The following is a 14,294-nucleotide window of genomic DNA, read 5'->3' as shown; positions in this document are numbered from 1 at the left end:
GCCGGCTGCGCGGCGTTTTCCTATCGCCCATCCAGGCCCAACAGGCCTGGGGCGGTGACGGTGGCGTGAAAGCGTCACCTCACCGGCTGCCGCGGCGGTGGCAGCGGGCGGCCCCATGCGGCGGATCCAGCCGCGCCGGCGCCGGCGCCTGCGGCAGCTGATCAGGCTGCCAGGACCTGCGGCGGTTGCGGCAGCGGCTGGGCGGCGGGCGTCGCCATGCCGTCCTGCAGCACCGGCGCCATGCCTGGCAGCTTGGATGGCTGGGCGGCCTGGTCACGCTTGGCCAGCCAGGCGGCGGGCTGCGGTTGTGGCAGCGGCTTGCCCTGGGCCCGCGCCAGCTTGCGGGCCTGGTGTTCGCCGTCAAGCTGGGCGTACCAGTTTTCGAGTTCCAGGCAGGCGTCCACCTCGCCATTGGCTGCCCGGGCCTTGCAGCAGGCGGCCAGCAGCTGTTCCTCGGCGTCGGTGTGGCGGGCGAACAGGTCAGCCACCCAGTCGACGAAGACGCGCAGCTTGGTGCTCAGGTGCCGGTTGGGCGGGTAGACCACGTACAGCGGCAGCGGGTCGGACTCCCAGTCCGTCATCAGCGGCACCAGCTCGGCCGCGTCAATGTGCGGCTTGAGCATGAAAAATGGCGCCTGCACCACGCCCAGCCCGGCCAGGCCGGCGGTCATGTAGGCGGTGCCGTCGTTGACCGACAGCCGGTAGCGGCCCTGCACCTCCACGCGTTCGCCCTTGCGGTTGAAGTCGAACGAGAACTGCCGGCCAGTGCGCGACGAGAAGTAGCTGACGATCTTGTGGTCGCCGCTTTCCAGGTCGCGCGGATGCAGTGGCAGCCCGTGCTCGCGCACGTAGGAGGGTGCCGCGGCGCAGGCATAGCGCCAGGCACCCACGCGGCGCGCCACCAATGATTGGTCGGTGATCTCGCCGCCGCGCACCACGCAATCCACGTTGTCGCCCACCAGGTCCACCGGCCGGTCGCTCACGCCCAGGTCGATCTGGATGTCCGGGTAGCGGGCGTGGAACTCCGGCAGCGCCGGGATCAGCAGCAGCCGCGCGACCGAAGACGCCACATCGATGCGCAACCGCCCGCGTGGCGTGGCGCGCGCATGCGAGATCGAACCTTCCAGCTCGTCGATCTCGCCCAGCAGCCGGCTCACCCGCTCGTAGTAGGCCGCGCCGTCTGGCGTGACCGTCACGCGGCGTGTGGTGCGGTTCAGCAGCTTGACCTCCAGGTGTTCCTCCAGCGACTGGATCAGCCGGGTCACCGCGGCCTTGGGTAGTTCCAGCGAATCGGCCGCCTTGGTGAAGGTGCCTGCCTCGACCACGCGCGCAAACGCCTGCATTGCACTGAGCTTGTCCATCCAGCATCCCTTCGTTGACCTGAGACGTCATTGTTTCACCAGCCACAAAACTGTGTCATGCCGCAGGGTGTTTATTCCTTCACTCGCAACGCCTATCCTTCGCTGCACTGCAACAAGATTGCCCCTCCTGCTTCCGGCCTTCCCTGTCTTCACCGCATTCCAGCCCCGCCACCATGCCTTCGCTCTCCCCGCTGATCACCGCCGCCTGGCGCGACACCCGCATTGATGCCGGTCTCGCCGAGCCCTTGTCGGTGCGCATCCACCGCGCGGCCGAGCCTGGTCTGGCAGCGGGCGACGGCCGGGTGCTGGCGCGCCCGCTGGTGCTGCACCTGCCCGGCGGCGCTTTCATCGGCGGCGACCTGGACAGCGGCCTGGCGACCGCACGGCTGTTGGCGCAATCGGGCTGTGTCGTCGTCTCGCTGGACTATCCGCACGCGCCGGCGCAGCCTTTCCCGGCCGCGCTGCAGGCCGCGGCCGCGTTGCTGCGCTGGATGCAGCGTGCGCGCACCCGGCTGGCCGGCGCTGGTGCGGCGCTGCTGGTGGCCGGGGAAGAGGCGGGCGCCAACCTCGCCGCCGGCCTGGCGCTGTGGGCGCGGGACCAGGGCAAGCCGCTGGCTGGCCAACTGCTGCTGTCGCCGCTGCTGGACCCTTGCCTGGCCACCGCCTCGCTGCGCGCCGCCGGCCAGGGCGAGGCCGGCTGCGCCTGGTCGCGTGGCTGGCGCGCCTACCTGGGCGACAGCGGCGGCGACCATCCTTATGCGGCGCCGCTGCACGCCGCGCGGCTGGGCGGCGTGGCGCCGGCCATGCTGGTCACTGCCACCGACGATCCGCTGCGCGACGAGGCGCATCGGTACAGCGTGGCCTTGCAGCGCGCAGGCGTGGCGGCACGGCTGTTCAAGCTGGCCGGGCCGACCGGTTGGCCGATGGCACTGAGCAAGCTGGCCAGCCTGCAGGCGCCGTGGGCCGCAGCGCTGCGGCCGGCGCTGCGTGAATTCCTGATCGACTGTCTTTCCCGCTGTCCGACCGCGCGGCGCTCGTCCCGCCGCGCTTCGTCTGACAGTTCACCGGGAACTTGTGCCGGCGCGCTCGCGCCACGCCTGGCCTGAGTTCCCACCGGCGCGGTGCCGCGCCGGCTGTTGTCGTTGTCTGGCCGCCTGCAAAACACCGCAGGCGCAGCCGCTGCATTGCCGTTTTTTCCTGCATTCCCAACCCAATCCACTGCCAACGGAGCACGCCATGTCCACCTCTGCTTCTTCCAAGACCTTTCAAAAATTTTCCCGCCGCCCCACGGCCATGGTGCTGACTTCGCTGACCGCCGCGCTGGCGCTGGGCGCCGCCGCGCTGATGACGGCCCATACCGCTGAAGCCGAATCGCCGGCAGCCGCGCCGCCCGCGGTGCCGGTCTCGGTCGCCACCGTCGTCAAGCAGGACGTGGCCGCCTGGGAAGAATTCTCCGGACGTGTCGAGGCGGTGGACAAGGTCGAGCTGCGCTCGCGCGTCTCCGGCACGGTGCTGGCGGTGCACTTCCGCGAAGGTGCGCTGGTGAATGCCGGCGACCTGCTGGTGACCATCGACCCGGCGCCGTACGCAGCCGAGGTGGACCGGGCCGAGGCCCAGGTGCTGGCCGCCCAGGCACGCGTGGGCTACACCCGCAGCGAAAGCGAGCGGGCCGGCCGGCTCTGGCAGGAACAGGCAATTGCCCAGCGCGAGCTGGACGAGCGCCAGAACGCCGCCCGCGAAGCCGATGCCAACCTGCGCGCCGCACAGGCCGCGCTGCAGACCGCCAAGCTCAGCCTGAGCTACACGCAGGTGCGCGCACCGGTGGCCGGCCGCGTCGGCCGCAAGGAAGTCACCGTGGGCAACCTGGTGGCCGCAGGTCCGGGCGCGCCGGTGCTGACCACGCTGGTCTCGGTCAGCCCGATCTACGCCAGCTTCGACGTTGACGAAGCCACCGTCAGCAAAGCCCTGGCCAGCCTGCCGGGCGGCACGGCGCAACGCGGCCAGCTCGAACGCATTCCGGTGCAGATGAAGACCGGGCTGGGCGGCACGGGCGAAAAAGCCATCGAAGGCAAGCTGCAGCTGATCGACAACCAGGTCGACGCGAAGAGCGGCACGGTGCGCGTGCGCGCGGTGTTCGACAACGCCGACGGCGCGCTGCTGCCGGGCCAGTTCGCGCAGCTGCGCCTGGGCCAGGTCAAGGCCACCTCGGCGCTGCTGGTCAACGAACGAGCGGTCGGCACCGACCAGAACAAGCGCTACGTGCTGGTGGTCGGCGCGGACCACAAGGTCGCCTACCGCGAGGTCTCGCTGGGCGCCGCGGTGGACGGGCTGCGCATCGTCACCGCCGGGCTGAAGGCCGACGAGAAGGTCGTCGTCAACGGGCTGCAGCGGGTTCGCCCGGGCTCGCTGGTGCAGCCGCAGGAAGTGCCGATGAACGCCAAGGCCGAGCTGCAGGCCAAGAAGAACAACACCGCAGGTGAGCCGTCGTGATGCACATGCCAGTGCACATGCGCCCCGCCATGCAGAGGAACCTCTTTCAGGACACCCCATGAACTTGTCCAAGTTTTTCATTGACCGGCCCATCTTTGCCGGCGTGCTCTCGCTGCTGATCTTCCTCGGCGGCCTGATCGCGGTGCGCGGCCTGCCGATCTCGGAATACCCCGAGGTCGTGCCGCCGTCCATCGTCGTGCGTGCCACCTACCCCGGCGCGAACCCCAAAGTCATTGCCGAGACGGTGGCCACACCGATCGAAGAACAGATCAACGGCGTCGAAGGCATGCTCTACATGAGCAGCCAGGCGACGACCGACGGCCTGATGACGCTGACCGTCACCTTCAAGCTCGGCACCGACCCCGACAAGGCCCAGCAGCTGGTGCAGAACCGCGTGGCCCGGGCCGAGCCGCGTCTGCCGGAAGAGGTGCGCCGCCTGGGCATCACCACCGTCAAGAGCTCGGTCGACCTGACCATGGTGGTGCACTTGCTGTCGCCCACCGGCCGCTACGACATGACCTACCTGCGCAACTACGCGGTGCTCAACGTCAAGGACCGCCTGGCGCGCGTCCAGGGCGTGGGCGACGTGCAGCTGTTCGGCTCGGGCGACTACGCGATGCGCGTCTGGCTGGACCCGCAGAAGGTGGCCAACCGTGGCCTGTCCGCCGGTGACGTGGTCGCGGCCATCCGTGAGCAGAACGTGCAGGCTGCCGCAGGCGTGGTCGGCGCATCGCCTGGCCTGCAAGGCATTGACGTGCAGCTGCCGGTCAACGCACAAGGCCGGCTGCAGACCGAAGACGAGTTCGGCGACATCATCGTCAAGACCGGCAACGGCGGCGAAGTGACCCGGCTGCGCGACATTTCGCGCATCGAGATGGGTGCGGCGGACTACTCGCTGCGCTCGCTGCTGGACAACAAGGACGCGGTGGCGGTGCCCATCTTCGCCGCGCCAGGGTCCAACGCGATTGCCATCTCCGACGGCGTGCGCGCCACCATGGCCGACCTGAAGGCCGCGATGCCCGAAGGCCTGACCTACGAGATCGTCTACGACCCGACGCAGTTCGTGCGTGCGTCCATCGAATCGGTGGTGCACACGCTGCTCGAAGCCATCGCGCTGGTGGTGCTGGTCGTGATCCTGTTCCTGCAGACCTGGCGTGCGTCCATCATCCCGCTGCTGGCCGTGCCGGTCGCGGTGGTCGGCACCTTTGGCGTGATGCATGTGTTCGGCTTCTCGATCAACGCGCTGAGCCTGTTCGGCCTGGTGCTGGCCATCGGCATCGTGGTGGACGACGCCATCGTCGTGGTCGAGAACGTCGAGCGCAACATCGAAGGCGGGCTCTCGCCACGCGAGGCCACCTACCGCGCAATGCGCGAAGTTTCCGGTCCCATCATCGCCATCGCGCTGGTGCTGGTCGCCGTGTTCGTGCCGCTGGCCTTCATCACCGGTTTGACCGGCCAGTTCTACCGCCAGTTCGCGCTGACGATTGCCATCTCCACCGTGATCTCGGCGATCAACTCGCTGACGCTGTCGCCCGCATTGGCTGCCTTGCTGCTGAAGGGCCATGACGCACCGAAGGACTGGCTGACCCGCGGCATGGACCGTGTGCTGGGCCGCTTCTTCCGCGGCTTCAACCGCCTGTTCCAGCGCGGCTCCGAGCGCTACAGCGTGGGCGTGAAGGGTGCGATCTCGCGCAAGGCGGTGATGCTGGGCATCTACGCGCTGCTCGCGGTCGCCACCGTCGGCCTGTTCCAGCTGGTGCCCAAGGGCTTCGTGCCGGCGCAGGACAAGCAGTACCTGATCGGCTTCGCCCAGCTGCCCGACGGCGCCACGCTGGACCGCACCGAGGACGTCACCCGTCGCATGGACGACATCGTGATGAAGCAGCCCGGCGTGGAGCATGCGATCACCTTCCCCGGCCTGTCGATCAACGGCTTCACCAACAGCTCGAACTCCGGCATCGTCTTCGTGGCGCTGAAGGACTTCGACCAGCGCAAGGACCCGTCGCTGTCCGCCGGTGCCATCGCCGGTTCGCTGAACCAGCAGTTCGGCCAGATCCAGGATGCCTTCATCGCCATCTTCCCGCCGCCGCCCGTGCAGGGCCTGGGCACCACCGGTGGCTTCAAGCTGCAGCTGGAAGACCGCGCCTCGCTGGGCTTCGACGCGCTGGACGCCGCGCAGAAGGCCTTCATGGCCAAGGCCTACCAGACGCCGGAACTCGCCGGCCTGTTCTCCAGCTGGCAGGTCAACGTGCCGCAGCTCTATGCCGACATCGACCGCACCAAGGCCCGCCAGCTCGGCGTGCCCGTCACCTCGGTCTTCGAGACGCTGCAGATCTACCTGGGCAGCCTGTACGCCAATGACTTCAACCGCTTCGGCCGCACGTACTCCGTGCGGGTGCAGGCAGATGCTGCGTTCCGCGCGCGGCCCGAAGACATCGGCACGCTGAAGGTGCGTTCGACCACGGGCGAAATGGTGCCGCTGTCGGCATTGCTGAAGGTCGTGCCGACCTTTGGCCCGGAACGCGCGATGCGCTACAACGGCTTCCTGACCGCCGACATCAACGGCGGCGCCGCACCGGGCTACTCGTCCGGCCAGGCGCAGGACGCGATCAAGCGCATTGCCGCCGAAACGCTGCCGCCCGGCATCAGCTACGAGTGGACCGACCTGACCTACCAGGAAATCCTGGCCGGCAACTCCGCCGCGCTGATCTTCCCCATCGCCATCCTGCTGGTCTTCCTGGTGCTGGCTGCGCAGTACGAAAGCCTGACGCTGCCGCTGGCCATCCTGCTGATCGTGCCCATGGGCCTGCTGGCCGCGATGACGGGCGTGTGGCTCACCAAGGGCGACAACAACGTCTTCACGCAGATCGGCCTGATGGTGCTGGTGGGCTTGAGTGCGAAAAACGCGATCCTGATCGTGGAGTTCGCACGCGAGCTGGAGTTCGCCGGCCGAACGCCGATCCAGGCCGCGATCGAAGCCAGCCGGCTGCGCCTGCGCCCCATCCTGATGACCTCGATGGCCTTCGTGATGGGTGTGCTGCCCCTGGTGCTGGCGACCGGTGCTGGCGCCGAGATGCGCCATGCGATGGGCGTTGCGGTGTTCGCCGGGATGATCGGCGTGACGGCCTTCGGCATCTTCCTGACCCCGGTGTTCTACGTGCTGCTGCGCCGCATGACCGGCAACCGCCCGCTGAAGCAGCACGGCGAAGTGCCGCATGACGTGGAGCCGTTGCTGGAACCTGGCATGCATGGTGGTGCGCCGTTGCGCCCGCAAGTGGCAGCGCCCCGACACGAGCATGAGTAACTGATGCACCCGGTCTCACGATTGCGTGAGACCACCCGCCGGGCGGGTTGCTCGGCCGCCTTGGGGCGGCCCGGCGCCGGCTCCGTGAGAAATTTGGAGATTCCAATGAGAAACCTCTTTTCGCTTGCCTCGAAGCGCTCGCTGACGCCGCTGCTTGCCGCCTTGGTGCTGGCCGGTTGCGTCTCGGCGCCCGCTGTCGATCCGGCCACGCTGCCCACCGCACCGCCGGCCTTCAAGACAACGCAGAGCGCGCCAGTCGAAGGCCACTGGGCGGCCGTGGCGCCGGCCGATGCGGCCGACCGCGGCGCCTGGTGGACCGTGTTCGCCGACCCGCTGCTGAACCAGCTGATCGCCCGCTCGCAGGCGCAGAACACCGACCTGAAGATCGCCGCGGCACGGTTGCAGCAGGCCCGCGCCGGGCTGCGCACGGCCGATGCGCAGCGCCTGCCGCAGCTGGGTGCCAGCGCCGGCGTGAGCCGCGCGACCGACACCACGGCAGGCGTGCAACCGTACCCGGTCTACAACCAGGGCACGGCAGGCGCCAACCTGGCCTGGGAGCTGGACCTGTTCGGCAAGCTGGGCCTGGGCAGCCAGGCCGCCGAGCTGGACGCACAGGCCAGCGAAGCCACGCTGCGCAGCACGCAGCTGCTGGTGCAGGCCCAGGTCGCGCAGACCTACTTCGCACTGCGCGAGGCCGACGTCGAGCGCCGGCTGGTGCGCGAATCGGTGGACGCTTACCGCAACACGCTCAAGCTCACCGAGCGGCGCCGCGCCGCCGGTGACCTGGCCGAGCTGGACGTCGAGCGCATCCGCACCGAAGTGGCAGCCACCGAGTCCGATGCGATTGCGCTGGACCGCCAGCGTGCTGCGCTGGAAAACGCGCTGGCCGTGCTGCTGGGCGAATCGGCCAGCGAATTCACGCTGCCCGACACCGCCTGGGCCGCCGCACCGCCCACCGTGCCCGCCGGCCTGCCCAGCGCCGTGCTGGCACGCCGGCCCGACGTGGCGGCGGCCCAGCGTGGCCTGATGGCCGCGCAGGCCCGCCTGGGCGTCGCCCAGTCCGCCTGGCTGCCGGACCTCACGCTGACCGCCACCGGTGGCTCTGCATCGTCCGAACTGTCCGACGTGTTCCGCTGGTCCGCCCGCGCCTGGTCGGTCGGCACGCTGCTGTCGCTGCCCATCTTCGACGGCGGCCGGCGCCAGGCGAACGAAGACCGTATCGCGGCAGACGCGCAGATCGCGCTGCAGAGCTACCGCGGCCAGGTGCTCACCGCGCTGCGCGAGGTCGAGGACCAGCTGACTTCGCTGGAGCTGCTGCAGGCCCAGTCCACGGTGCTGGCGCTGGCCGTCAAGTCGGCGACGCGCGCCACACAGCTGTCGGACGTGCGCTACCGCAATGGCCTGGTCAGCCAGCTCGACCTGCTCGACGCCCGCCGCAACGAACTGCGCAACCTGCGCCAGGCCGTGCAGATTCAGGGCGCGCAGTTCCAGAGCACGGTGGCCTTGATCCGCGCGCTGGGTGGTGGCTGGGAGGGCTAGGCGCTGCTGCTTGGCAACTTCGCGAGGCCCTGCACCAGGGCCTCGAACACCAGCCGCACGCGGGCTGGCACGGGGCTCTGGCGTGCACGGTAGACGTGCACCGGCCAGGGCTTCGGCGCTTCTGCTTCCAGCACGCTGACCAGCCGGCCCTCGCGCAGTGCCGGCTGGGCCAGGAAGTCCGGCAGCTGGCCGAAGCCCATGCCTGCCAGCACGGCGGCCTGTTCGGCCTCCGGGTCGTCGGTCACAAAGGCGGGAACGGCGGGGGCCTGCTGGCGGCTGCCGCGGAACAGCCAGTTCCACGGGCGGCCGTTGTTGAGGTCGATCATCGCGGTGCAGGGCCGCTGGTCCAGCAGCTCGGCGATGGTCTGCGGCGCGCCCACGCGCGCCACCAGTGTGGGCGTGGCCACCACGTGGAAATGCACCTGCGCCACGGCGCGGGCCACGAAGCCGCTGTCGCGCATCGGGCCGATGCGCACGCCAATGTCGATCTGCTGGTCCACCACGTCGGCCCGCACTTCAGACAGCCGCAGGTCCAGCACCAGCCCGGGATGGGCGGCCAGCAGCGGCGCCAGCGTTGCCATCAAAGGCGCGCGGCCCAGGAAGCGTGGCGCTGTCACCCGCACCAGCCCGCTGGTCGTCTCGTTGACCTGACCCGGCTGGCCGCGCACCGGGAACAAGGCCTCCACGCCGGCCAATGCGCTGCGTGCGCGTTCCACCAGCTGGGCACCAAAGGCCGTCAGCCGCACGCCGCGCGTGCTGCGGTGGAACAGCGGCTCGCCCAGCGTGTCTTCCAGCTCGCGCACCACGCGCGTCACCACCTGCGGCGAGACAGCCAGTTGCAGTGCGGCGTCGCGAAAGTTGCGCGCCTGTGCGGCGCAGCAAAACACCCGGAGGGCTTCAAGCGGATTGTTCACGGTTGCGGTTCAGTGTTCCTGATGGCGGAATTCTGAACTCGCCAGGGTTCCATATACAAGCATTCGAGCGAATCAGACACTGGCTTCACTGAGTCTTTCCAACCCCCTTCCTTCAGGAGCCCACCATGTCTCAATCCCAAGATTCCATCCGCGGCCAGGTCGTTGTCATCACCGGTGCCAGCAGCGGCCTGGGCGAGGCCACCGCCCGCCTGCTCGCCACCCGCGGCGCCCGCCTGGTGCTGGCGGCCCGCCGTGTCGACCGCCTGCAGGCGCTGGCCGCCGAGCTGCGCGACGCTGGCGCCGAAGTCGTGGTGCAAGCCACCGATGTGACCCGCCGAACCGACCTCGACGCGCTGGCCGCCGCCGCTCTGAAGGCCTTCGGCCGCATCGACGTGCTGGTCAACAACGCCGGCGTGATGCTGCTGGCCGGGCTGGACAAGCTCAAGGTCGACGAGTGGGACCGCATGATCGACGTCAACATCAAGGGCCTGCTCTACGGCGTGGCCGCGGTGCTGCCGACGATGAAGGCGCAAGGCAGCGGTCACATCGTCAACATCGCTTCGGTGGCCGGCCTCAAGGTCTTCAGCCCCATCGGTGCGGTCTACAGCGCGACCAAGTTCGCGGTGCGTGCGATCTCCGAAGGCCTGCGCGCCGAAGCCCCGGCCGGCGTGCGCACGACCATCGTGTCGCCTGGCGCGGTGGCCTCGGAGCTGAAGCTGGGCAGCAGCGACGCAGAAGCCTCTGCCGGCGTGAACGCCTTCTACGAAGCCAACCAGATCCCGGCCAACTCGGTGGCCCGTGCGATTGCCTACGCGATCGAACAGCCGGCCGACGTGGACATCAACGAGATCGTGCTGCGCCCGACGGTGCAGGACTTCTGAGGGCTGTTCCCAGCCGTTCGACCATGAAAAAAACCCGCTGATGCGGGCTTCAGGCGAGCGAAGGGCGCGTGGCCCTCGGGCTCAGAACGCGTAGCGCAGGCCGACCGAGAAGTTGCGCAGGTCGGCCTGGGCGTCCGTGTATTCGGCGCGGCTGAAGTCCACGTTCAGCTCGACGTGCAGCGCCGGGCTCAGCGCGTAGCCCAGGCCCAGGCCGGCGTAGGCGGCGGTGTTGGTCTCGTCGTCGGATGCGCGGTTGACGCCGTCGGTCGCGCTGACCTTGGTCTTCATGCTGATCACGCCCAGGCGTGCAGTGGCGTCCCAGTCGCGCGCAAACGGCGCGCGGAAGGCCACGCCCAGCAGGAAGCCGCCGGCTTCGATCTTGGCGCGCACGCCGTCGACGGTGGCCTTGGCTTCACCAAACGACATGTAGCCCACTTCGCCAGCCAGGCCACCACCGAGCTCATAGCCCAGCATCACGCGCGCGCCAGTGCCGGAGTTGTCGCACGACTCGGTGCCGGCGCAATCGGCATCGAAGTGGCTGGCGCCGACTGCGCCGTTGACATAGAGGCGGCTGTTCGGCGCTTGTTGAGCCATTGCGGCGGAGCTCAGCAGCGTGGCGGCGGCCAAGGCGGCCATGCGGGCCATCGAAATCTTCTTCATCACAAATCCTGTCCACAGGCGAAAAAGCCACCCCCCCGGTGGCCGATGGACCGGATTTTCGATGAATTTCCGCATCTGGACAGTGAGTGGGCGACTCGGCAAGGGCAATTGCGGCTTGCACGCCACGGCCAATTGACCAGACGTAACAAGTTCAGCGTGGCGGGTCGGCTCGCGCTTCGCGCCTCGGCCGATTCGGCAGCTACCAGGCGGGGCCGGGCTTTCCCATGGGCACAATGACCGAAAGGGAATGAGGAGCCTTATTTTGATGAAGTTTAAACAGATGCCCGGTCGCGCCGCACGCGCGGTTGTTGGCCTGGCTTGCGGTGCGGCGTGCATGCTGGCCGGGGCTGCTGAAGAACCCACCGGCGCGCCGTCGCCAGGTTCACCGCTGTCGGTGAAGCCCATGCTGGAGGCGATGTGCATCGAGGGTGTGCCCGACAAGTTGATGCCTCCGATCGACGGGATGTCGCGAGGACGACTTTGCGCCTGCGCGGCAGATCGGCTGGCGGGAAACGTGGCGATGCAGCCCTTGCTCGAAGGCATGAGTCGCGGCCAGTTGCAACCCAGCGCTTCTCGCGGACCCTTTGCCGCACAGATGATGGGTGCGGTGATGGTCTGCGCAGGGCAGGCGGTCGAACAGATGGGCGCAAACGGTCAACTGCCGCTCACCGCTGGCGTCCCTGCATGGGGCGCATATTTCGGCAAGGAGGCCGATCCGTTGCCGGCTGACCCGCCCGCGGCGTTGGCTGCTGTTGCAGCCTCCCAGGCGGCCGGCACCTATCGCAGAGCCGCCATCAAGCTTGACAAGGGCTGCCAGCCGGCCTATCCGAAATACGCTGCGAACGCGGATGCCACCGGAACCACCCGCCTGGCGCTTTTCATCGACTCGGCGGGCAAAGTGGCCAAGGTGAGGGTCAATGACAGCAGTGGCGAGACTGTCGGCCACAAGCAACTCGACCTGGCGGCGATGGCCGCTCTGGCCAGTTGCCCCTTCAAGGCGGCCACGCTGGATGGCCGTCCTGTGGGCAGTTGGATCACCGTGGAGTACGTTTGGCGATTGGAGTGATCTCGCCCCTGCTCACGCGGCCCGCTTGAACGTTGCCAGGAACACCCCCGCGACCACGAACAGGCTGCCGAAGCTGCGGTTCATCCAGCGGATCTGGCGGGGTTCGCGAAGCAGGCCCAGCACCTTGCTGGCCAGGGCCACGTAGCCGGTCATCACGCAGAACTCGACCACACTGAAGGTCGCGCCGATGTGCAGGTACTGCAGCGGCAGCGGCCGGCTCATGTCGATGAACTGCGGCAGCACGGCCAGCAGGAAGACCGTGCCCTTGGGGTTCATTGCGTTCACCATCCAGCCGCGCAGGAAGATGCTCTTGCGGCTCACGGCCTGGGCGGCGTCGGCACTGGTCGCGTCCTTGGCGGTGATCGGGCTGGCCGGCGAGCGCCATTGCTGCACACCCAGGTACACAAGGTAGGCCGCGCCCACCCACTTGACGACCGCGAATGCCGTCTCGGAGGTGGCCAGCAACGCGCCCAGGCCCACGCCAACGACCAGCAACTGCGTGATCACGCCCAGCCCCAGGCCGAAGGCCACGACCTGACCGCGGCGAAAGCCGTGGTTCAGTCCCGCACCCATCGCGGCAATGGCGCCGGGGCCGGGCGACAGGCTGATGGCCACGGTGGCGAAGAAAAACGGGAGCCAGGTCGAGAAGTCCATGGGGCGTGACGTTGCGAAGCGGGGAGCCGAGTTTAGGGCGCTGCCAGAATGCCCCTCATGTCCAAGGCCAAGACGATCTACACCTGTACCGAATGCGGCGGCACCAGCCCCAAGTGGCTGGGCCAGTGCCCGCACTGCAAGGCCTGGAACACGCTGGAGGAAGGCGTGGCCGAGCCGGCGGCCGGTACCGCCAAGAATCGCTTCCAGTCGCTGGCCAAGTCGCAGCCCGTGGCCACGCTGAGCGAGATCGAGGCCGGCGACGTGGCGCGCACGCCCACCGGGCTGGACGAACTGGACCGGGTGCTGGGTGGCGGCATCGTCGAAGGCGGCGTGGTGCTGATCGGCGGCGACCCCGGCATCGGCAAGAGCACGCTGCTGCTGCAGGCGGTGGACGCACTGGCTTCGCGCATGAAGGTGCTGTATGTGACCGGCGAGGAGTCCACCGCACAGGTCGCGCTGCGGGCGCGCCGGCTGGACCTTTCGGGCGCTGCGGTGCGCGTGCTGGCCGAGATCAGCCTGGAGAAGATCCTCGCGACCATCGAGGCCGAGCGGCCGGCCTTCTGCGTGATCGACTCGATCCAGACCATGTACTCCGAGCAACTGAGCAGCGCGCCGGGTTCGGTCTCGCAGGTGCGCGAGTGCGCAGCGCACCTCACGCGCACCGCCAAGTCCGGCGGCTGCGCCATCGTGCTGGTCGGCCACGTGACCAAGGAAGGCGCGCTGGCCGGGCCGCGGGTGCTGGAACACATCGTCGACACGGTGCTGTATTTCGAGGGCGACACGCACAGCAGCTTCCGGCTGGTGCGGGCGATCAAGAACCGCTTTGGCGCGGTCAACGAGATCGGCGTGTTCGCGATGACCGAGCGCGGGCTCAAGGGCGTGTCCAACCCCAGCGCGATCTTCCTGTCCACCCACAGCGAGCCGGTGCCTGGCAGCTGCGTGCTGGTGACGCTGGAAGGCACGCGGCCGCTGCTGGTCGAGATCCAGGCGCTGGTGGACTCGGGCGGTCCGAGCCCGCGGCGCCTCTCAGTCGGCCTGGACCGCGACCGGCTCGCGATGCTGCTGGCCGTGGTGCACCGGCATGCGGGTGTGGCCTGCATGGACCAGGACGTGTTCGTCAACGCGGTGGGGGGTGTGCGCATCAGCGAGCCCGCGGCCGACCTGGCGGTGCTGATCGCGATCCAGAGTTCGTTGCGGGGCAAGCCTTTGCCGCGTGGCTTCATTGCCTTTGGCGAGGTCGGGCTGGCCGGCGAAGTGCGGCCGGCGCCGCGCGGGCAGGATCGCTTGAAGGAGGCCGCCAAGCTGGGCTTCAGCGTGGCGGTGGTGCCCAAGGCGAATGCGCCCAAGAAACCCATCGAAGGCCTGACGATTCACGCCGTGGAGCGGATTGAGCAGGCGATTGACCTGATGCGGTCGCTGGACTGA

At 68.8% G+C, this 14,294-nt stretch carries 11 protein-coding genes; 7 read left to right on the top strand and 4 right to left on the bottom strand.

The genetic code is table 11. The annotated features are described in order from the left end of the window. Positions 1 to 161: 161 nt before the first annotated feature. Positions 162 to 1,361, bottom strand: a complete 1,200-nt coding sequence (locus AC3WR5_RS20565) for a LysR family transcriptional regulator (RefSeq protein ID WP_492486740.1) — start codon at positions 1,359 to 1,361, stop codon at positions 162 to 164. 173 nt (positions 1,362 to 1,534) lie between these two features. Between AC3WR5_RS20565 and AC3WR5_RS20560 the strand changes: the two genes are divergently transcribed. The 4 genes from AC3WR5_RS20560 to AC3WR5_RS20545 all read left to right on the top strand — a co-directional run bounded on the left by AC3WR5_RS20560 (position 1,535) and on the right by AC3WR5_RS20545 (position 8,694). Next, a complete protein-coding gene (locus AC3WR5_RS20560) occupies positions 1,535 to 2,467 on the top strand; it encodes an alpha/beta hydrolase fold domain-containing protein (protein WP_492486738.1) in 933 nt (310 codons plus the stop codon). Between the two features lie 187 nt (positions 2,468 to 2,654). Continuing rightward, a complete protein-coding gene (locus tag AC3WR5_RS20555; protein ID WP_141289613.1) occupies positions 2,655 to 3,851 on the top strand; it encodes an efflux RND transporter periplasmic adaptor subunit in 1,197 nt (398 codons plus the stop codon). A 58-nt stretch (positions 3,852 to 3,909) separates the two neighbouring features. Continuing rightward, on the top strand, positions 3,910 to 7,155 hold the full coding sequence (locus AC3WR5_RS20550) for an efflux RND transporter permease subunit (protein WP_492486736.1): 3,246 nt from the start codon (positions 3,910 to 3,912) through the stop codon (positions 7,153 to 7,155). A 105-nt stretch (positions 7,156 to 7,260) separates the two neighbouring features. Continuing rightward, entirely contained in the window at positions 7,261 to 8,694 is a 1,434-nt protein-coding gene (locus tag AC3WR5_RS20545) for an efflux transporter outer membrane subunit (RefSeq protein ID WP_492486734.1), read from the top strand. On the opposite strand, the gene AC3WR5_RS20540 is transcribed toward AC3WR5_RS20545, so the two are convergent. Next, positions 8,691 to 9,608 carry a LysR family transcriptional regulator gene (locus AC3WR5_RS20540; protein WP_492486733.1) on the bottom strand — a complete coding sequence of 306 codons (918 nt, stop codon included), beginning with the start codon at positions 9,606 to 9,608 and terminating at the stop codon, positions 8,691 to 8,693. The two genes, AC3WR5_RS20545 and AC3WR5_RS20540, sit on opposite strands and share 4 nt — an antisense overlap. A gap of 125 nt (positions 9,609 to 9,733) precedes the next feature. Here AC3WR5_RS20540 and AC3WR5_RS20535 point away from each other — a divergent pair, with 125 nt between their 5' ends. Then, positions 9,734 to 10,489 (top strand): SDR family oxidoreductase, encoded by a 756-nt coding sequence (locus AC3WR5_RS20535; RefSeq protein ID WP_492486731.1) that lies wholly within the window; start codon positions 9,734 to 9,736, stop codon positions 10,487 to 10,489. An 81-nt stretch (positions 10,490 to 10,570) separates the two neighbouring features. On the opposite strand, the gene AC3WR5_RS20530 is transcribed toward AC3WR5_RS20535, so the two are convergent. Further along, a complete protein-coding gene (locus AC3WR5_RS20530) occupies positions 10,571 to 11,149 on the bottom strand; it encodes an outer membrane beta-barrel protein (RefSeq protein WP_492486729.1) in 579 nt (192 codons plus the stop codon). A gap of 265 nt (positions 11,150 to 11,414) precedes the next feature. On the opposite strand from AC3WR5_RS20530, the gene AC3WR5_RS20525 reads away from it, so the two are divergent. Beyond that, positions 11,415 to 12,215, top strand: a complete 801-nt coding sequence (locus AC3WR5_RS20525; RefSeq protein WP_492486808.1) for a TonB family protein — start codon at positions 11,415 to 11,417, stop codon at positions 12,213 to 12,215. A 12-nt stretch (positions 12,216 to 12,227) separates the two neighbouring features. On the opposite strand, the gene AC3WR5_RS20520 is transcribed toward AC3WR5_RS20525, so the two are convergent. Beyond that, entirely contained in the window at positions 12,228 to 12,869 is a 642-nt protein-coding gene (locus AC3WR5_RS20520; protein ID WP_492486727.1) for a LysE family transporter, read from the bottom strand. A 57-nt stretch (positions 12,870 to 12,926) separates the two neighbouring features. On the opposite strand from AC3WR5_RS20520, the gene radA reads away from it, so the two are divergent. Next, positions 12,927 to 14,294, top strand: coding sequence for a DNA repair protein RadA (gene radA / locus AC3WR5_RS20515; protein ID WP_141289770.1), 1,368 nt, complete (start codon positions 12,927 to 12,929; stop codon positions 14,292 to 14,294).

This window comes from Ideonella sp. FW305-24 (genome assembly GCF_058788035.1).
This window is presented reverse-complemented; position numbering and strand designations above follow the sequence as displayed.

What these genes read in the sequence shown, in the direction of transcription:
- AC3WR5_RS20565 (WP_492486740.1), bottom strand. Translation starts at nt 1,361, where the DNA reads ATGGACAAGCTCAGTGCAATGCAGGCGTTTGCGCGCGTGGTCGAGGCA.
- AC3WR5_RS20560 (WP_492486738.1), top strand. Translation starts at nt 1,535, where the DNA reads ATGCCTTCGCTCTCCCCGCTGATCACCGCCGCCTGGCGCGACACCCGC.
- AC3WR5_RS20555 (WP_141289613.1), top strand. Translation starts at nt 2,655, where the DNA reads ATGGTGCTGACTTCGCTGACCGCCGCGCTGGCGCTGGGCGCCGCCGCG.
- AC3WR5_RS20550 (WP_492486736.1), top strand. Translation starts at nt 3,910, where the DNA reads ATGAACTTGTCCAAGTTTTTCATTGACCGGCCCATCTTTGCCGGCGTG.
- AC3WR5_RS20545 (WP_492486734.1), top strand. Translation starts at nt 7,261, where the DNA reads ATGAGAAACCTCTTTTCGCTTGCCTCGAAGCGCTCGCTGACGCCGCTG.
- AC3WR5_RS20535 (WP_492486731.1), top strand. Translation starts at nt 9,734, where the DNA reads ATGTCTCAATCCCAAGATTCCATCCGCGGCCAGGTCGTTGTCATCACC.
- AC3WR5_RS20530 (WP_492486729.1), bottom strand. Translation starts at nt 11,149, where the DNA reads ATGAAGAAGATTTCGATGGCCCGCATGGCCGCCTTGGCCGCCGCCACG.
- AC3WR5_RS20525 (WP_492486808.1), top strand. Translation starts at nt 11,415, where the DNA reads ATGAAGTTTAAACAGATGCCCGGTCGCGCCGCACGCGCGGTTGTTGGC.
- AC3WR5_RS20520 (WP_492486727.1), bottom strand. Translation starts at nt 12,869, where the DNA reads ATGGACTTCTCGACCTGGCTCCCGTTTTTCTTCGCCACCGTGGCCATC.
- radA (WP_141289770.1), top strand. Translation starts at nt 12,927, where the DNA reads ATGTCCAAGGCCAAGACGATCTACACCTGTACCGAATGCGGCGGCACC.